Annotated in this window: 18 protein-coding genes; 9 read left to right on the top strand and 9 right to left on the bottom strand. The window is 67.9% G+C overall.

The window, feature by feature from the left end:
* Nucleotides 1-124: 124 nt before the first annotated feature.
* Nucleotides 125-3,187 (top strand): EAL domain-containing protein, encoded by a 3,063-nt coding sequence (locus VPH47_RS18940; protein ID WP_368851606.1) that lies wholly within the window; start codon nucleotides 125-127, stop codon nucleotides 3,185-3,187.
* Between the two features lie 95 nt (nucleotides 3,188-3,282).
* Here the strand turns inward: VPH47_RS18940 and VPH47_RS18935 are convergent, their stop codons facing one another.
* Nucleotides 3,283-4,164, bottom strand: coding sequence for a LysR family transcriptional regulator (locus tag VPH47_RS18935; RefSeq protein ID WP_368851478.1), 882 nt, complete (start codon nucleotides 4,162-4,164; stop codon nucleotides 3,283-3,285).
* Between the two features lie 96 nt (nucleotides 4,165-4,260).
* On the opposite strand from VPH47_RS18935, the gene VPH47_RS18930 reads away from it, so the two are divergent.
* The 3 genes from VPH47_RS18930 (at nucleotide 4,261) to VPH47_RS18920 (ending at nucleotide 7,258) form a co-directional block, all read left to right on the top strand.
* Complete coding sequence (locus tag VPH47_RS18930; RefSeq protein ID WP_075675478.1) at nucleotides 4,261-4,671, top strand: DoxX family protein; 411 nt, start codon at nucleotides 4,261-4,263, stop codon at nucleotides 4,669-4,671.
* A 31-nt stretch (nucleotides 4,672-4,702) separates the two neighbouring features.
* Nucleotides 4,703-5,491: a class III extradiol ring-cleavage dioxygenase gene (locus VPH47_RS18925; RefSeq protein ID WP_350259822.1), complete on the top strand. Its 789-nt coding sequence runs from the start codon at nucleotides 4,703-4,705 to the stop codon at nucleotides 5,489-5,491.
* Nucleotides 5,492-5,608: 117 nt separating this feature from the next.
* On the top strand, nucleotides 5,609-7,258 hold the full coding sequence (locus VPH47_RS18920) for a Na+/H+ antiporter (protein WP_110710929.1): 1,650 nt from the start codon (nucleotides 5,609-5,611) through the stop codon (nucleotides 7,256-7,258).
* Nucleotides 7,259-7,339: 81 nt separating this feature from the next.
* Here VPH47_RS18920 and VPH47_RS18915 read toward each other — a convergent pair whose 3' ends face one another.
* Nucleotides 7,340-7,588 (bottom strand): DUF3297 family protein, encoded by a 249-nt coding sequence (locus VPH47_RS18915; RefSeq protein WP_049456360.1) that lies wholly within the window; start codon nucleotides 7,586-7,588, stop codon nucleotides 7,340-7,342.
* Between the two features lie 90 nt (nucleotides 7,589-7,678).
* Between VPH47_RS18915 and VPH47_RS18910 the strand changes: the two genes are divergently transcribed.
* The gene (locus tag VPH47_RS18910; RefSeq protein WP_049398337.1) at nucleotides 7,679-8,221 is read left to right on the top strand and encodes a hypothetical protein; all 543 of its coding nucleotides are present in this window, start codon (nucleotides 7,679-7,681) and stop codon (nucleotides 8,219-8,221) included.
* A 148-nt stretch (nucleotides 8,222-8,369) separates the two neighbouring features.
* On the opposite strand, the gene VPH47_RS18905 is transcribed toward VPH47_RS18910, so the two are convergent.
* The 5 genes from VPH47_RS18905 to msrB all read right to left on the bottom strand — a co-directional run bounded on the left by VPH47_RS18905 (nucleotide 8,370) and on the right by msrB (nucleotide 11,645).
* Entirely contained in the window at nucleotides 8,370-8,645 is a 276-nt protein-coding gene (locus VPH47_RS18905) for a DUF4031 domain-containing protein (protein WP_004153991.1), read from the bottom strand.
* Between the two features lie 13 nt (nucleotides 8,646-8,658).
* Nucleotides 8,659-9,147 carry a hypothetical protein gene (locus tag VPH47_RS18900; RefSeq protein ID WP_153856207.1) on the bottom strand — a complete coding sequence of 163 codons (489 nt, stop codon included), beginning with the start codon at nucleotides 9,145-9,147 and terminating at the stop codon, nucleotides 8,659-8,661.
* Nucleotides 9,148-9,289: 142 nt separating this feature from the next.
* Nucleotides 9,290-10,228: a flagellar motor protein MotB gene (motB, locus tag VPH47_RS18895; protein WP_368851477.1), complete on the bottom strand. Its 939-nt coding sequence runs from the start codon at nucleotides 10,226-10,228 to the stop codon at nucleotides 9,290-9,292.
* Between the two features lie 3 nt (nucleotides 10,229-10,231).
* A complete protein-coding gene (gene motA / locus VPH47_RS18890) occupies nucleotides 10,232-11,086 on the bottom strand; it encodes a flagellar motor stator protein MotA (protein WP_014035838.1) in 855 nt (284 codons plus the stop codon).
* A 91-nt stretch (nucleotides 11,087-11,177) separates the two neighbouring features.
* Nucleotides 11,178-11,645, bottom strand: a complete 468-nt coding sequence (msrB, locus tag VPH47_RS18885; RefSeq protein ID WP_005415117.1) for a peptide-methionine (R)-S-oxide reductase MsrB — start codon at nucleotides 11,643-11,645, stop codon at nucleotides 11,178-11,180.
* 140 nt (nucleotides 11,646-11,785) lie between these two features.
* Between msrB and VPH47_RS18880 the strand changes: the two genes are divergently transcribed.
* Nucleotides 11,786-12,160, top strand: a complete 375-nt coding sequence (locus VPH47_RS18880; protein ID WP_110710932.1) for a classical arabinogalactan protein 4 — start codon at nucleotides 11,786-11,788, stop codon at nucleotides 12,158-12,160.
* 171 nt (nucleotides 12,161-12,331) lie between these two features.
* Nucleotides 12,332-12,496: a hypothetical protein gene (locus VPH47_RS18875; RefSeq protein WP_204303703.1), complete on the top strand. Its 165-nt coding sequence runs from the start codon at nucleotides 12,332-12,334 to the stop codon at nucleotides 12,494-12,496.
* A gap of 111 nt (nucleotides 12,497-12,607) precedes the next feature.
* Here the strand turns inward: VPH47_RS18875 and VPH47_RS18870 are convergent, their stop codons facing one another.
* On the bottom strand, nucleotides 12,608-13,087 hold the full coding sequence (locus VPH47_RS18870) for a winged helix-turn-helix transcriptional regulator (RefSeq protein WP_005407919.1): 480 nt from the start codon (nucleotides 13,085-13,087) through the stop codon (nucleotides 12,608-12,610).
* A gap of 149 nt (nucleotides 13,088-13,236) precedes the next feature.
* On the opposite strand from VPH47_RS18870, the gene VPH47_RS18865 reads away from it, so the two are divergent.
* The gene (locus VPH47_RS18865; RefSeq protein WP_368851476.1) at nucleotides 13,237-14,541 is read left to right on the top strand and encodes a D-amino acid dehydrogenase; all 1,305 of its coding nucleotides are present in this window, start codon (nucleotides 13,237-13,239) and stop codon (nucleotides 14,539-14,541) included.
* On the top strand, nucleotides 14,520-15,587 hold the full coding sequence (gene alr / locus VPH47_RS18860) for an alanine racemase (protein ID WP_368851475.1): 1,068 nt from the start codon (nucleotides 14,520-14,522) through the stop codon (nucleotides 15,585-15,587). Before VPH47_RS18865 ends, alr begins: the two co-directional genes overlap by 22 nt.
* Before the next feature lie 102 nt (nucleotides 15,588-15,689).
* Here alr and VPH47_RS18855 read toward each other — a convergent pair whose 3' ends face one another.
* Nucleotides 15,690-16,253 (bottom strand): DUF3016 domain-containing protein, encoded by a 564-nt coding sequence (locus VPH47_RS18855; protein WP_110710934.1) that lies wholly within the window; start codon nucleotides 16,251-16,253, stop codon nucleotides 15,690-15,692.
* Nucleotides 16,254-16,428 lie beyond the last annotated feature (175 nt).

Genomic DNA, 16,428 nt, shown 5'->3' with positions numbered 1-16,428 from the left:
GCGGCCCCGCGGCGTGGCCTGCCCTGTGCAGGATCTGGCTGAACGCGCGGAACCGATCTTCACGCCGTCTCCGGTGTGGTGCATGCTGGTCCCGGGAGCCCTGCGCGGACACGGGGAGGTGGCCATGCGGGGGCGGGTCAGGCGTCAAGAATGGCGTCCGCCGGCCGTTGAGGTCGGGGACGTGGAGGATTCGTTCGCGCATGAAGCCAGCCGACTGCACAAGGAAGATCGACCGATGCCCGCGCTGAAGCGGGCGTTGGCCCGGCCACTGCGCGCCATTACCTGGGGCGGGGTGCTGCTGGGCGTGTTGCTGGTGGCCGGCCTGACCACCATGCTGATCAACGACCACCAGCGCCGGCTGGAGGCCGCGCAGCGGCAGAGCCGCGCGCTGGCGGTGGGCAGCGAGCGCCTGCTGGCACTGGAACTGCGCAACCTGGAGCGGGCGATGTCCGGCATCGCCGCCGACGCCGCCGAACTGTTCCGCAGCGTGCCCGCACAGGCCCCGGCGCTGCTGGATGCTTCGATCGATGGCGTGCTGCGCCGCCATGCCGAGCTGCACAGCATCGTCGTGCTCGATCGCCATGGTCGCTCGATCACCGCCGGCAGGGGCGATCTGAACCTGCCGCTGTGGACCGATCCGCAACGCCGTGGCCAGGGCAGCGCGCTGTACATCGGCCCGCCGCAGCGTGCCAGCGATGACGGCTGGGTGGTGCCGCTGGCGCTGCCGATGGCCGGCGACCGCTGGCTGCTGGCACGGCTGCGCTGCGGTGAGCTGCAGCGCATCATCGGTGGCCTCGATGTCGGTCCGAACGGACTGGTCTCGATCAGCGATGCCGAAGGTTACATGCTGGCCCGCGTGCCGGACCCGCATGGTACGGTCGGCCGTCGCTACGACCTGCCGCGCCGCGATCTGCTCGGCAAGCAGGCGGTGGTCGAGCTGGGCAGCCTGCCGGGCGCGGTGGATGGCGTGCCCCGCATCATCACCATCAGCACGCTGGAGCGCAGCCCGCTGGCGGTGCAGGTCGGGTTGGCCGATGAGGACGTGCTGGCACCCTGGTGGCCGTACCTGCAGGCGTCGGTGGCGATCGTACTGGCCTACATCGTGGTGCTGCTGGTGCTGCTGTACGCCGTACGTCGCAGCACCCGCCACCAGCAGTCGATGGCCGAGGAGCTGAAGGCGGGCCACGCCGAGCTGCGCCTGGCCCACCAGGTGGGCCGCATCTGCACGTGGTATGTGGACGAAGACGCCGCGCTGCTGCGCTGGTCGCCGCTGGCGCGCGAGATCTTCGGTGTGCAGACCGATGCGCTGCCGGTGGCGGATTTCTTCGCGCGCGTGCATCGCGATGATGCGGCGCGCCTGCAGCATGCCTTCGACCAGGCCTTTGCCGGTGGCGCGGTGCTCGACCAGGTGTTCCGCCTGGTGCTGCGCGGTGGCGAGGTGCGCTGGGTGGGTGCGCGTGGGCAGCGGGTGGAAATGGCCGACAGCGAGCGGCGCATGATCGGCGCGCTGAGCGATCTGACCGAGCGCTACCAGGCCCGCGAGCAGATGAGCGAAGTGGAGCGTCGCTTCCGCCTGCTGTTCGACCGCAACCCGGCGCCGTTCTGGGTGTTCGATCCGGACACGCTGCGCTTCATCGAGGTCAACGACGCCGCAGTGCGCCAGTACGGCTACAGCCGCGAGGAATTCCTGGCGATGAGCATCCTCGACATCCGCCCGCGCGAAGGCTGGGACGAGGTCAAGGGCGCAATCGCCAAGGCCCGCGTCGGTGAACTGCAGGACGCCACCGTGCGCCTGCACCGGCGCAAGGACGGCAGCGTGTTCGAAGTGCGCGCACATCTGTCCCGGCTCGATTTCGATGGCCAGCCGGCGTGCCTGGTGCTGGCCGAGGATGTCAGCGAACGGTTGGCCTACGAGCGTGACCTGGCCTACCAGGCGCGGCACAACCCAGCCACCGGCCTGCTCAACGTGCGCGCGTTGACCGAGCAGCTGGACGAGCAGGACGAGGGCTACACCATCGCCTTCGTGCAGCTGCGTGGGTTGCAGCTGGTGGCCGATACGCTGGGCCGCGAGATCGGCGACGCGGTGCTGCAGTCGATGGCGACCCGGCTCGGTGGCCTCGGTGCGCGTTGTGGCACGCTGGCGTTCCAGCCAGCGGAGGACTTCGTGTTCGCCATCGGTGCCGGCCACGATACCCAGCGCGTGCTGGACGACCTGCTGCAGATCGTATCGGCGCCGATGCGCGGCAAGGATTCGCTGCACCAGTTCGAGCCGCGCATCGGTGTGGCCGTGCATGTGCCGGGTGATGGCCACTCGGCCGAGCAGGTGATCGGCATGGCCGCACAGGCCGCGCATGCCGCGCGCGCCGAGGGCAACGTGGTGGTCTGGTTCGATGCGGCGGTGACCACGCGGCTGGCCGATCGCCTGCGCCTGGCGGGGCGCATCCACGCCGCCATCGACAACGAGTTCCAGCTGTACTTCCAGCCGATCCGGCACGCCAGCGATGGCAGCCCGGCGGCGCTGGAGGCCCTGCTGCGCTGGCCGCAGGCCGATGGCAGCTTCATCCCGCCCAACGAGTTCATCCAGCTGTGCGAGGACACCGGGCTGATCCTGGCGCTGGGCCGCTGGGTGATCCGCGCCGCGGCGAAGGCGCAGCGGCGGCTGGTCGAGGCCGGTTGGGGTGAGCTGCCGATCGCAGTCAATGTGTCTGCCGTGCAGTTCTTCAACAGCGACCTGGTGGCCGAGTTCACCCGTGCCCAGCAGGACTTCGGCCTGGCCCGTGGCGCGCTGCACGTGGAACTGACCGAGAGCAGCCTGATGCGCAAGCCGGCGCAGGCGATGCAGACCATGCAGCGCCTGCACGAGCAGGGCATCAGTGTGTCGCTGGATGATTTCGGTACCGGCTATTCCAGCATGTCCTACCTGCAGCACCTGCCGCTGGACATCCTGAAGATCGATCGCAGCTTCGTGGCGGATGTGGAAACCAACCCGCGCAATGCCTCGATCTGCCGTGCGCTGCTGTCACTGGGCCACAGCATGGGCCTGACCATCATCGCCGAAGGCGTGGAGACGCCCGGACAGCTGGACTGGCTGGCTGCGCATGGCTGCGACCAGGTGCAGGGCTACCTGCTGGGCCGGCCGGCGCCGCTGGAACAGATCATCGACGCGCTGGATGAGGTTGCCGCCTAAGTGGTAGTGCCGGCCGCTGGCCGGCATTCGCCCAGGACCGGGATGTGTCTGATTGCCGGCCAGCGGCCGGCACTACCGGCAAGCGCCAGACTCGGCTACACCCCCGCATCCACCAAGTGGTCGATGAAACTGCGCACCTTCGGTGCCAGGTGGCTGCGGCTGGTATAGACCGCGAAGATGCCGATCGGCGAGGCCTCCCACTCGGGCAGGACGCGCACCAGGCGGCCATCGGCCAGTGCGTCTTCCAGCAGGAAATCGGGCTGCAGGATCACGCCCATGCCGGCGATCGCCGCTTCGCGCAGCACGTCGCCGTTGTTGGCGTGCAGCAGGCTGCTCACCGAGACCTTCACTTCGCCGCCCGGTCCCTGCAGTGGCCAATGGTCGCCAGCGGCCCAGTAGCTGTAGCTCAGGCAGGCGTGGGCCTGCAGCTCCTGTGGCGTCTGTGGTGTGCCGCGTGCGGCCAGGTAGGCCGGCGCGGCGCACAGGCTCACCCGCGATTCGCCCAGGCGGCGGGCGATCAGGGTAGGGCCCGGCTCGCGGGTGATGCGGATGGCCACGTCGTAGCCTTCCTCGACCATGTCCACCAGGCGGTCGGACAGGGCCAGGTCCAGTTCCACCTGCGGGTAGCGTTCGCGGTAGCTGGCCAGCCGCGGGCCGAGGCGGGCGATGCCCCAGCTGACCGGTGCGTTGATGCGCAGCGTGCCGGAGGGCTCCAGCGCCTGTGCGCCGATACTGGCTTCCAGCGCGTCGAACTCGGCCAGCAGGCGCACGCACTGGGCGTAGTAGGCGGCGCCGGCGCTGGTCGGGCTGACCCGCCGCGTGGTGCGGTGGAGCAGGCGGGTGGACAGGCGCTTTTCCAGCGCGGCGACCTGGCGGGTGACGCCGGCAGTGGACATGTCCAGGGCCTGGGCGGCGGCACTGAAGCCGTTGCGCTCGACCACCGCCACGAACACGCGCATCGCCTCGAGGGTGTCCATTGTTGCGCCTTTTGAAATAAATACGGTCAATCCATCGTATTTATTGGCACGCGAAGGCGCAATAACCTGTGCCCACTCCCTTCAAGGTGTTTCCCCATGCACACCACGACCGCTCCTGTTTCGCCGCTGGCCCCGTACGGCGCCACCCTGCTGCGCCTGGCGCTGGGCGTGCTGTTCCTGGTCCATGCGCTGACCAAGCTGCTGGTATTCACCCCGGCCGGTACGGCGGCGTTCTTCGAGTCGCTGGGCCTGCCCGGCGTGCTCGGCTACCTCACCATCGGCGTCGAGCTGGTGATCACCGTCGCGCTCCTGCTGGGCATCTACGCGCGCTGGGTGGGCCTGGTCGGCGTGCCGCTGCTGCTGGGCACCATCGTCACCGTGCATGGTGCCAACGGCTTCGGTTTCGCCAATGCCGGCGGCGGCTGGGAATACCCGGCGTTCTGGGCACTGGCGCTGGTAGTGCTGTTCCTGGTCGGCGACGGCAAGTGGACCCTGCGTTCGCGCTGATCGCCGCCTGACCCTGCAACTGGAGAATTCCATGTCCCGCCTGCCTTCGCTGTACATCTCGCATGGTTCGCCGATGACCGCCCTGCATCCGGGCCAGGTCGGCGTGCGCCTGGCCGAGCTGGCGCGCGACCTGCCGACGCCACGCGCCATCGTGATGGCCTCGGCGCACTGGCTGGGCCGGCAGCCGCTGGTCGGCGCGCATCCGCAGCCACCGACCATCCACGACTTCGGCGGCTTCCCGCGCGCGCTGTTTGAACTGCAGTACCCGGCGCCGGGCGATCCGGCGCTGGCGGAAGAGGTGGCCGGCCGCATCGCCGCCACCGGCCTGCCGGTGGCGCTCGACCCGCAGCGTGGCCTCGACCACGGTGCGTGGGTGCCGCTGCGGCTGCTGCGCCCGCAGGCCGACATCCCGGTGGTGCCGCTGTCGATCCAGCCGCTGCTCGGCCCCGAGCACCAGTTCGCGCTGGGCCGCGCGCTGGCGCCGCTGCGCGAGCAGGGCGTGCTGCTGGTCGGCTCGGGCAGCATCACCCACAACCTGCACGACTGGGGCGACTACCAGGACGGCAAGGAGGCGCCGTACGTACGGCCCTTCATCGAATGGGTGGAGCAGCGCCTGGCCGCCGATGACCGCCAGGCCCTGTTCGATTACCGCCGGCAGGCGCCGTTCGCCGAACGCGCGCACCCGACCGATGAGCACCTGCTGCCGCTGTTCTTCGCGATGGGCGCGGCCGGCGAGGGCGGTTTCGGCGCACGCCGCATCGACGCCGGTATCGATGCCGGCTTCTTGGCCATGGACCTGTACCGCTTCGACGGGGCATGAGCCGGGGCTGACGCGCGGCGGCTGAGGCCGTCGCGGTCGTGGCCGCGTGTGGTAGTTTTTCCCGGGTTTCCGGCGCTGGCTTGCGAGCCTCCCCGCGCGCCGCTTCCTGGAAGAAGCATGCATACCATTGAAGTCGTCCTGGCGATGCTGGTGGCCGTTGTCGCCAGCGGCTACCTGGTTCGCGTCCTGCCGTTCTCGTTGCCGCTGCCGCTGGTGCAGATCGGCCTGGGCGCGGTGATCGCCGGCGTGTTCAACCGCGGCCATGCGCTGGAACCGGAGGTGTTCTTCCTGCTGTTCCTGCCACCGCTGCTGTTCCTCGATGGCTGGCGCATTCCCAAGCAGGGCCTGTTCCGCGACAAGGGGGCGATCCTCGAGCTGGCGTTCGGCCTGGTGGTGTTCACCGTCATCGGCGCCGGCTTCCTCATCCACTGGTTGATTCCGGTGATGCCGCTGGCGGTGTGCTTCGCACTGGCGGCCATCGTGTCGCCGACCGACCCGGTGGCGGTCGGGGCGATCGCCTCCAAGGCGCCGATTCCCAAGCGCCTGATGCACATCCTGGAAGGCGAGTCGCTGCTGAATGATGCCTCGGGCCTGGTCTGCTTCCGCTTCGCGGTGGCGGCGGTGATGACCGGCACCTTCTCGCTGGCCACCGCCTCGCTGACCTTCGTGTGGGTGGCGGTGGCCGGCCTCGCCGTGGGCGTGGCGGTGACGCTGGGCGTGTCGACCTTCCAGCGCTGGCTGTGGCGCCGCTTCGGCGAAGAGCCGGGCGCGGCGATGCTGGTCAACCTGCTGATTCCGTTCGCAGCCTATCTGTTGGCCGAAGAAATCCATGCCTCGGGCATCCTTGCCGCGGTCGCTGCCGGCATCGCGATGAGCTATGTCGAGCTGACCGGCCGTGTCTCCGGCAGCATGCGCGTACAGCGCGCCGGGGTCTGGAACATGCTGCAGTTCAGCTTCAACGGCATCATGTTCGTGCTGCTGGGCGAGCAGCTGCCCGGCATCGTCGAACGCGCCACCACCACCATGAACGAGACCGGCCACCAGAGTGCATGGTGGCTGCTGGTCTATGTGGTGGTGATCAACCTGGCACTGGTGGTGCTGCGCCTGCTGTGGGTGTGGCTGTCGCTGCGCTGGAACCTGCTGCGCGCGCGTCGTCGCGGCCTGGAGCGGGGCGAGGCACCGAACTGGCGCATCGTGGTGGCGACCTCGGTGGCGGGTGTGCGCGGTGCGATCACCCTGGCCGGTGTGTTGACCCTGCCGCTGTTCCTGCCCGATGGCAGTGCGTTCCCAGCACGTGACCTGGTGATCTTCCTGGCCGCCTCGGTGATCCTGTTCTCGCTGCTGGGCGCCAGCATCGCACTGCCGCAGCTGCTGAAGGGCCTGCAGCTGCCGGCCGATTCGGGCGAGCGCAAGGAGGAGGACCTGGCGCGCCGGTTGTCGTCGAAGGCCGCACTGGCCGGTGTCGAGCGCATGCGCCAGCAGATGGTGATGAACCAGAACACCGAGAACGTGCAGCTGTACAACGACGCCGCCTCGCGGGTGAGCCTGCTGTACCAGCGGCACCTGGAGAAAGACAGCGACGGGCCCGACGTGGACCCGGAGAAGGTGCGGCGCATGGAGCTGGGCTACCGCCAGCTGCGCAGCGCCGGCCTGAATGCCGAGCGCGAAGAGCTGTTCCGGCTGACCCGGCGCGGGGTGATCTCCGATGAGATCTCGCGGCGCCTGATCCGCAACCTGGATCTGCTGGAATCGCGCAAGCGCGAGTGACGCTGCGGTCGGGCGCCGTCGATCGGGGTCAGATCCCTTTCCGCGGGAAAGGGATCTGACCCCAGGATCCGAGAGCCGCGCTTATTCCGGCTTCGTTTCCAGGAAATACACCTCGACCTTGCCCTTGACCTTGATGGTCATCGGGTTGCCGCGGCGGTCGCGGGCCTTGCCGGCCTGCACGCGGATCCAGCCTTCGCTGACCGAGTATTCCTCGACGTTGTCGCGCTCGACGTCGTTGAAACGCACGCCAACGCCGCGCTCCAGCGCCTGTGCATCATGGAAGGGGCTGGCCGGGTTGATCGCCAGGTGGTCGGGAGGGGTATCGCTCATCGCTTCATTCACAGTGACGGCCACCAAGGCCGGCTTCAGCGGCACAGGATAAACCGTAGAATGCCGGCCTGCCCCAGAGGAAGTTCCGCCATGCCCGACAACAGCGACTATTTCGACTTCGAGGAAGACATCCACGACTTCGACGAAGACGGCTTCGAGGCGCGGGTCTGGAACCTGCTGGTGCTGATCAATCCGGGTGACGAGGAACTGGCCCTGCAGCAGTTCAACCGCTGGCGCGAGCACCTGTCCGAGGACGGGCAGCCGCTGGAAGCGGACAGTGACTGGCTGCCGGCGCTGTTCACGGCCATTGCCTGGCAGTCCGGTTTCGAGGTGGAACGAGATGACCTGGAATCGCTGCAGTCGGCGGTGAACGAGCTGTCGGCGCGCTTCAACCTGCAGCTGGACTGGGGCGGCGACCTGGACGACGAGGACTTCGCCGAAGACCTGGACGGCGTGCAGCTGATGTCCACCGCCTTCGACCGCCTGCGCGAGCACAATTACACGCTGTGGAGCGTGGATGCCGGCAGCGACGGCTTCACCGGCGTGATGGCGCTGACCCGCGACGATGACGCGATGCTGGCGCTGTGCTCGCTGCTGAACGTGGAAATCCGGCTGGGCAGCGACCCGTTCTGAGCGGGGCAGGTGGGTGCGGAGCCCGCCTATGGGTGGATGCCAACCTTGGTTGGCATGCCCCGTGCCTGATGTGCGGACCAAGGTCCGCACCCACCATAGGAAGTGGTAGCCCCACCCAGCACAGCAAGCGGTAGCCCCCCGCCACTGCCTACGGCCGGTATTGCGCCCTGGCGTTGGCGATCACTGCTTTGACCAGTTCGCGGTCGGCGTGCCGGGAAATGGCCCGCGCACCGAGCGCGATTGCCTGCGCGCGCAGCTCGGCGGTGACATCGTAGTGGGCGCCGCTGGCCTTGTTCTGGAAGGCCCGCGGGGGAATGCCGAGCTGCGCCGCCATCGCGTGCAGCTCGGCCAGGGTGTCGGCCATCAGGTGCGCCCAGCGCTGGCCGCGCCAGGGATGCACCGCGTCATCGACGTAGACCGTCACCGCCGCGGCCGGTTCAGGCCTGCGGCTTGCTGTCGCTGTCAGCAGCCGGAGCGGCCTCGGCAGCGGCGTCTTCGGCCACGTCGCCCTCGGCGGCTTCGCCTTCCTCGCCCTCAGCAGCGTCGACGCCTTCGAACTCGGCGACCAGCTTGTCCAGGTACTCGTCAGCGGTCTGGCCAGCGTCGGCAGCCAGGGTGTCCAGCAGCTTCTGCAGCAGCTCGGAGTACTCCAGGTTGACCTTGCGGCCTTCCTTCTCCTGCACGTTGGCCAGGTGCTTGAGCATGGCCAGCATCGGCACCGGGTTCTCGGCATTGCCCATGGTCTGGCCGCCGATGGCCAGCAGCCACTCACGGCCCTGCAGGCCGATGGCCGCGACCACCTGGCCGTCTTCGTTGGTCAGCACGGCATGGTTCTGCACCTGCTGCTGGGCGTTCAGGCGGAGGAACGGGCGCTTGGCCTGCTGCTTCTTGCGCTTGTCGCGCTTGGCCTTGGAGTTCTGGGACATGGGGTGGGGTCACCTGGAAACGGAAAGACCGCCATTGTAGCGGGTGCTGCAGGGTGCGCTCGCCGGGCATGGCCTTGGTGGGTGCGGACCTTGGTCCGCACGCTCTGTGCCCGATGTGCGGACCAAGGTCCGCACCCACCGTTTACTTTGCCGGACCCTGCGCGGCCTGCACGTCCGGGTCGGCGGCGGGGGCCGACAGCCCCACCTGCGGGCCGGCACCGGCCAGGGCGGCTGCTTCGGCGGCCTGGGTCATCACCACGATGCTGATGCGTCGGTTGATCGGGTTCTGCGGGTCGGCCTTGTCGAACAGGACCGACGAAGACAGGCCGACCACGCGGGTGATCTTGTTGTCCTCCAGGCCGCCGTCCACCAGTGCCCGCCGTGCAGCGTTGGCACGATCGGCGCTCAGTTCCCAGTTGCCGTAGCCGCGCGCGGCCGAATAGGCGGTGATGTCGGTGTGGCCGGTCAGGCTGATCCGGTTCGGCACGTGGTTCAGGTAGTTGGCCAGCTCGTGCAGGATCTGTTGCGTGTACGGCTTCAGCGTGGCGCTGCCGAGGTCGAACATCGGCCGGTTCTGCTTGTCCACGATCTGGATGCGCAGGCCTTCCGGGGTCAGGTCCAGCAGCAGCTGGTCCTTGAACGGCTCCAGCGCCTGGCTCTTGCTGATCGCCTCCTGCAGTTCCTTCATCAGCGCTTCCAGCTGCTGCTTGTCGCGCTGCTGCTGGTCCACCGGCTGCGGCACCGCTTCCTTCTGGTTCTGGAAGGGATCGTTGCTGCTGCCCCGCGAGATGTCGGTGGCGCCACCGAGCTTGATCATCGAGGTGCTGGCGCCACCCGGGCCGGCCATGCCGGGCGCCGGCGTGGCGTTCTGCCCGCTCAGCGGGCTGGGGTTGCGGAAGTACTCGGAAATGGCCGCACGGTCGTTCTTGTTGGTGGTGGCCATCAGCCACAGCACCAGGAAGAACGCCATCATCGCGGTCACGAAGTCGGCATAGGCCACCTTCCACGAACCGCCATGATGGGCGGCGTGGCCGGCCTTCTTGACCCGGCGGACGATGACAGTGGGCTTGGTCTCGGCCATGGCTTACTTGACCGTCTTCAGGTGCTGCTCGAAATCGGAGAAGGCCGGGCGCACGTTCGACGGCAGCGTCTTGCGGGCGAATTCCAGCGCGATCTTCGGGTTGTAGCCACGCAGGCAGGCCAGCAGGGCGGTCTTCACCGATTCGTAGATGCGGCTGTCCTGCTCGGCGCGCGCTTCCATGGCGGCTGCCATCGGGCCGACGAAACCGTAGCCCAGCAGGATGCCCAGGAAGGTACCGACCAGCGCGCCGGCCACGTGGCCGCCGACCTCGACGATGTCGCCGCCGATCGAACCCATGGTGATGACGATGCCCAGCACCGCCGCAACGATGCCGAAACCGGGCAGTCCGTCGGCCACCTTGGTCAGTACCTGCGAGGGTGCCATGGCTTCGGCGTGGTGCTTTTCCAGCTCCAGTTCCAGCAGCGGCTCCAGCTCGTGCGGCTCGATGTTGCTGCCGATCATCAGGCGCAGGCAGTCGGTGATGAAGTCGATCAGGTGGTGGTCGGCCTGCACCTTGGGATAGTTGCTGAACAACGCGCTTTCGGCCGGACGCTCGACATGGTCTTCCAGCGCCATGAAGCCTTCGCGGCGGGCCTTGTTGAGCAGTTCATAGAGCAGGCTGAGGACATCGATGTAGTCCTGCTGCTTGTAGCGCGGGCCCTTGAACACGCCGACCATGGCCTTCAGGGTCTGCTTGACCGTCTTGGCCGGGGTGCCGACCAGGAAGGCGCCGAGCGCGGCGCCGCCGATGATGACCAGTTCGTAGGGCTGCCAGAGGGCACCCAGGCGGCCGTGGGCACCGAGGTAGCCCCCGATCACGCTGATGATGACGACCAGGAATCCAACGATGATGAGCATGGGGCGACGCAAGGAGAGGGGATATCTCCTTGTCGGCCCGTCGCCCGGTTTTCTGAAGAGGGAATTCTGTGAAATCGGTCAGCGGGGTGTTTCAGCCCGCCACGCCGCTTTCGGCGCCGCCACGCTGCAACGGGTCGGGCCAGGGCTCGCCATTGCCGGTGAACGAAAGTGAGACGGAGTTCAGGCAGTGGCGCTCGTAGGTGGGCGGCGGGCCGTCCGGGAAAACGTGACCCAGGTGGCTGCCGCAGCGCGCGCAGGTGATCTCGGTGCGGACCATGCCGTGGCTGGTATCGCGGATTTCGCGCACGTGTGCCGGGTCGAACGGGGCGAAGAAGCTCGGCCAACCGGTGCCGGAATCGAACTTGGTGCTGGAGCGGAACAGCGGCAGCGCGCACAGCCGGCAGCAGTAGACACCCTCGCGCTTGTTGTCGAGGAACACGCCGCAGAACGGCGCCTCGGTACCGTGCTGCAGCAGCACGCGGCGCTCTTCGCTGCTGAGGCCGGCGATCAGCGCCTCGGTCTGGGTGGCGGTGGGGGGCGTCAGGTCGAAGGCAGTCATGCCGGCTCTCCGTGGGGTTGATGGCCTGGGGATGCCGACAAACGTGGGGCTGCGGGCGCAGCCTTGCAAGTGTGATGGCCGTTCATGGGCGGCACACAGGTGCAGGCGCAAGGTAAATGTGATCCACGCCGGAGCGTGACATGAAACCGACCCTTTCCCTGCTGTTGATGGCCCTGGTGCCCACGTTGGCGCTGGCCCAGGTGCCCACTGCCGACCCCACCGCCACCCGCAGTGCGACCACCGTGGCGCCAGCGCCGGTGGTACCGCCGCCGCAGGCCGCCCGCCCGCAGCCGCAGGTACTGCCCTCGCCGCAGCCGGCGCAGCCGATCAAGTCCACCGGCCCCGCCCAGATCGCGCCCACCCCGGGGCCGAAGCCGGCCGACAAGGTGTACGACCGCAATGGCCGTATCGTGCCTGGTGTGCGCCCGGCCGGTCCGAACCGCGTGTTTGATTCGCGTACCGGCCGCTATTACGACAGCGTGCCGGCCGGCGATGGCCAGCAGATCAAGCGCTGATCTCGGGTGCCAACCGAGGTTGGCAGCTGGCGCACGCTGTTCGGCCTGAACGCACGAAAACAACCTGCTGCAGATCACTGCTTTTTCGCCTGCGATTAACCGTTCCGGGACCAACGTGACCGTGCGTCGGCATTCCGCCGCCGCATGTCCTTCGTCCATTGGATCGCGATCATGAAAAACCAGCAGAACCGTCATCCCGGCAAGGAACCGCAGGGCCGCAACCCGCAGCAACAACAGCAGCAACAGCAGCAACAGCAGCAGATGGAGCCGCAGCAGCCGCACAAGGGTGGCAAGCAGCAGGAACAGCGCTCGCAGAAGCATCCGCAGCAGCGCTGACGGTTGCCATGACCGGGGTCAGAACCCGCTGCGCGGGATCCGACCCCTTGCCGAATCCTGACCGGGGTCGGATCCCGCATGGCGGGCTCTGACCCCAATCGCAGCCGCGCCTCAATCCGGAATCGGCAGGCTCAGCGTTTCCTTCACTTCTTCCATCACGATGTAGCTCTTCGACTCACGTACATGCGGCAGCGTCAGCAACGTGCTGCCGAGCAGCTTGCGGTAGGAGGCCATCTCGCTGATCCGCGCCTTCAGCAGGTAATCGAAGTCGCCCGACACCAGGTGGCACTCCAGCACGTTGGGCAGCTTCAGGGCCGCGCGCCGGAACTCCTCGAAGATGTCACCGGACTTGTAAGCCAGGCTGATCTCCACGAACACCAGCAGGCTGGCCTTCACCGCCGCCGGGTCGAGGTGGGCGTGGTAGCCGGTGATCACCCCTTCGCGCTCGAGCCGGCGCACGCGCTCGGTGCATGGGGTGGTTGACAGGCCGACCCGCTCACCCAGTTCGGTGAAGGAGATGCGGCCCTCGGCCTGCAGGATGCGCAGGATCTTGCGGTCGATCTTGTCCAGTTCGCGGGTACGGGTGGCCATGGCCGTCAACCTTGGGGAATGAATTGCAGGAGAACATCCTGCCGGTTGATTTCAAAACAGGCAAATCAACTGGGAATGGCTGTCTATACTTCCCCAATTATGGTCCCGGCACGCTCCAGTGCAGGGAATGATCGGGTTGGAGAAGTCCCATGCGAGTCCTAGTCCTCGGCAGCGGCGTGATCGGCACCACCAGTGCCTGGTACCTGCGACAGGCCGGGTTTGAAGTCACGGTCATCGACCGTCAGCCCGGCCCGGCGCTGGAAACCAGCTTCGCCAATGCCGGCCAGCTGTCGTTCGGCTACACCTCGCCGTGGGCCGCCCCGGGCGTGCCGAAGAAGGCCATCGGCTGGCTGTTCGAGAAGCACGCGCCGCTGGCGATCAAGCCGGGCATGGACCTGGCCCAGTACCGCTGGCTGTGGCAGATGCTGCGCAACTGCACCCAAGAGCGCTACGCGATCAACAAGGCGCGCATGGTGCGCATGTCCGAGTACAGCCGCGACTGCCTGAACGAGCTGCGCGCGCAGATCGGCATCGAGTTCGAAGGCCGCGACCTGGGCACCACCCAGCTGTTCCGCACCCAGCAGCAGCTGGATGCCTCGGCGCAGGACATCGAGATCCTGGCCCAGTACGGCGTGCCGTACGAGGTACTGGACCGCGCCGGCATCATCCAGGCCGAACCGGCCCTGGCCCATGTCGATGGCCTGGTCGGCGCGCTGCGCCTGCCACGTGACCAGACCGGCGACTGCCAGCTGTTCACCCGCCGCCTGGCGCAGATGTGCGTGGATGCCGGTGTCGAGTTCCGTTTCGACCAGGACATCACCGGCCTGGAATTCGATGGCGACCGCATCACCGGCGTGCGCATCGACGGCAAGCTGGAAACCGCCGACCGCTTCGTGGTCGCGCTGGGCAGCTATTCGCCCGCACTGGTCGCACCGCTGGGCATGCGCCTGCCGGTGTACCCGCTGAAGGGTTACTCGCTGACCCTGCCGATCACCGATCCGGCGATGGCGCCGACCTCGACCATCCTCGACGAGAGCTACAAGGTGGCGGTGACCCGCTTCGACGACCGCATCCGCGTCGGTGGCATGGCCGAAGTGGCCGGCTTCGACCTGTCGCTGTCGCAGCGCCGTCGCGAGACCCTGGAGCTGGTGGTGAGCGATCTCTACCCGAAGGGCGGCGACCTGTCGCGCGCGCAGTTCTGGACCGGCCTGCGCCCGGCCACGCCGGACGGTACGCCGGTGATCGGCGCCACGCCGTTCCGCAACCTGTACCTCAACACCGGCCACGGCACCCTGGGCTGGACCATGGCCTGCGGCTCGGGCCGCTACCTGGCCGATCTGATGAGCGCGCGCCAGCCGCAGATCAGCACCGAAGGCCTGGATATTTTCCGCTACGGCCAGTACGGTCACGCGCCGCAACAAGAGAACCGCACATGCGTCCTGCCCGCGCGCTGATCGATCTGGGCGCCCTGCGCAGCAACTACCGGCTCGCCCGTGAACTGGGCGGTGGCAAGGCCCTGGCGATCATCAAGGCCGATGCCTATGGCCACGGCGCAGTGCGCTGTGCGCAGGCACTGGAAGGCGAGGCCGATGGCTTCGGCGTGGCCACCATCGAAGAGGCGCTGGAACTGCGCCAGGCCGGCATCCGTGCGCCGATCCTGCTGCTGGAAGGCATCTTCGAGCCCAGCGACATGGCGCTGGTGGCCGAGCATGATTTCTGGTTCGCCGTTGGCTCGCCGTGGCAGCTGGAAGCCGTCGCTGCCTTCAACAGCCCGCGTCCGTTGACGGTGTGGCTGAAGCTGGACAGCGGCATGCATCGCCTCGGCCTGGACGTGGACAGCTTCCGCGCCGCGCATGCACGCCTGTTGGCGCTGCCGCAGGTCGAACGCATCGTGCTGATGACCCACCTGGCACGCGCTGACGAGCTGGACAGCGAGCGCACCCACGAGCAGGCCGCGACCTTCGCCCGCGCCACTGACGGGTTGGAAGGCGAGACCAGTGTATGCAACTCGCCGGCACTGCTGGGCTGGCCGGATGTGCGCAGCGACTGGGTCCGCCCGGGCCTGATGCTGTACGGCGCCAACCCGCTGCCGGACAACACCGCGCTGACCGAGCGCCTGCGCCCGGTGATGACGATGCAGTCCAAGGTGATCGCCGAGCGCTGGATCGAGGCCGGTGAGCCGGTGGGCTATGGCGCGCGCTTCGTGGCCAAGGCACGCACCCGCGTGGGCGTGGTCGCGCTCGGCTATGCCGACGGGTATCCGCAGTTCGCACCGAATGGCACGCCGGTGCTGATCGATGGTCATCCCGGAGCCCTGATCGGCCGCGTGTCGATGGACATGCTGACCGTGGACCTGACCTCGCATCCGCAGGCCGGCGTTGGCAGTGTGGTGGAGTTGTGGGGGAGTGCACCGACGCTGGCGGAACTGGCGCCGCGCTGTGGCGTGAGCGCCTATCAGCTGCCGTGCGCGGTCAAGCGCGTGGCGAAGGTGTACGTGTAGCGCCGAGCCCACGCTCGGCGCCGTGAATGCGTGTCGACCAAGGTCGACACCTACCGACGGGCGTTACGCGCAGTGGTCGCCTGGTGCGGGTCGCCGTGGGGACTAACGCGCGGCGGTGGCCTGGCTGGCCAGCTGACGCCTGACCCAGTCATCGATCAGGCGCTTCTCGTAGCGCAGCGGGTCACTGTCGCTCTTCAGCCCCAGGTTGTGCAGGTAGCCTGTATCGCTGAGGCGCGCATCGCCCTCGCTGACGATACGGCCGCTGGCGTCCTTCAATGTGTACTGCAGGCTGATCCGCGGCGGGTAGATGTCGCGCATGATCCGGATGTCGCGGCCGCGCGGGCCGTGCCACGGCTCGTAGTCACCGGCGCGCTTGATGTCGACCAGGGTCACATCGAGCGTCTGCCCTGGTTGCAGCGGTTTGGCCGCGGTGGTCTGCAGGTAGCGCGCCAGCTGCTGCACCCAGTCGCCACGTTCGGCCTCGAAGCGGTTGGTGCTCTGGCGGATCTCGGTGAACTTGGCCGGATCGTCCCACTTCACGCTGACCGGGCCATCGGCCTGCAGTGCGCGGGGAGCTTCCGGATCGGTCACGGTGCGCGGTGCCGCGCTGGCACCGCCCGCCACAAGGGCGCCTGCCAGCAGGGCAATCGCGAGTGAGCGTTTCATGACGGTCTCCTGCGTCCCTCGATGGGGGCGATGTTGATCACGGATCGAGTGTGATCCTGCTTTCAGGCGACAGCAATGGCCTGATGCGTCGTGCGCAAGGGTGGTTGCCGCCAATTCATCGTCGTCAACCATGACTGACGGCGCTTGACGCTGTGAATACGCCCTTTGGAAGATG

The sequence above is a fragment of the Stenotrophomonas sp. WED208 genome (assembly GCF_040984485.1).
GTDB classification, from domain to species: Bacteria; Pseudomonadota; Gammaproteobacteria; order Xanthomonadales; family Xanthomonadaceae; genus Stenotrophomonas; species Stenotrophomonas riyadhensis.
This window is presented reverse-complemented; position numbering and strand designations above follow the sequence as displayed.

Bases quoted from the DNA above. Each gene is read 5' to 3' on its own strand.
- VPH47_RS18865 (WP_368851476.1), top strand. From the start codon at position 13,237: ATGCGAGTCCTAGTCCTCGGCAGCGGCGTGATCGGCACCACCAGTGCC.
- VPH47_RS18870 (WP_005407919.1), bottom strand. From the start codon at position 13,087: ATGGCCACCCGTACCCGCGAACTGGACAAGATCGACCGCAAGATCCTG.
- VPH47_RS18875 (WP_204303703.1), top strand. From the start codon at position 12,332: ATGAAAAACCAGCAGAACCGTCATCCCGGCAAGGAACCGCAGGGCCGC.
- VPH47_RS18900 (WP_153856207.1), bottom strand. From the start codon at position 9,147: ATGTCCCAGAACTCCAAGGCCAAGCGCGACAAGCGCAAGAAGCAGCAG.
- VPH47_RS18910 (WP_049398337.1), top strand. From the start codon at position 7,679: ATGCCCGACAACAGCGACTATTTCGACTTCGAGGAAGACATCCACGAC.
- VPH47_RS18920 (WP_110710929.1), top strand. From the start codon at position 5,609: ATGCATACCATTGAAGTCGTCCTGGCGATGCTGGTGGCCGTTGTCGCC.
- VPH47_RS18925 (WP_350259822.1), top strand. From the start codon at position 4,703: ATGTCCCGCCTGCCTTCGCTGTACATCTCGCATGGTTCGCCGATGACC.
- VPH47_RS18935 (WP_368851478.1), bottom strand. From the start codon at position 4,164: ATGGACACCCTCGAGGCGATGCGCGTGTTCGTGGCGGTGGTCGAGCGC.
- VPH47_RS18880 (WP_110710932.1), top strand. From the start codon at position 11,786: ATGAAACCGACCCTTTCCCTGCTGTTGATGGCCCTGGTGCCCACGTTG.
- VPH47_RS18855 (WP_110710934.1), bottom strand. From the start codon at position 16,253: ATGAAACGCTCACTCGCGATTGCCCTGCTGGCAGGCGCCCTTGTGGCG.
- motA (WP_014035838.1), bottom strand. From the start codon at position 11,086: ATGCTCATCATCGTTGGATTCCTGGTCGTCATCATCAGCGTGATCGGG.
- motB (WP_368851477.1), bottom strand. From the start codon at position 10,228: ATGGCCGAGACCAAGCCCACTGTCATCGTCCGCCGGGTCAAGAAGGCC.
- alr (WP_368851475.1), top strand. From the start codon at position 14,520: ATGCGTCCTGCCCGCGCGCTGATCGATCTGGGCGCCCTGCGCAGCAAC.
- VPH47_RS18940 (WP_368851606.1), top strand. From the start codon at position 125: ATGCGGGGGCGGGTCAGGCGTCAAGAATGGCGTCCGCCGGCCGTTGAG.
- VPH47_RS18915 (WP_049456360.1), bottom strand. From the start codon at position 7,588: ATGAGCGATACCCCTCCCGACCACCTGGCGATCAACCCGGCCAGCCCC.
- msrB (WP_005415117.1), bottom strand. From the start codon at position 11,645: ATGACTGCCTTCGACCTGACGCCCCCCACCGCCACCCAGACCGAGGCG.
- VPH47_RS18930 (WP_075675478.1), top strand. From the start codon at position 4,261: ATGCACACCACGACCGCTCCTGTTTCGCCGCTGGCCCCGTACGGCGCC.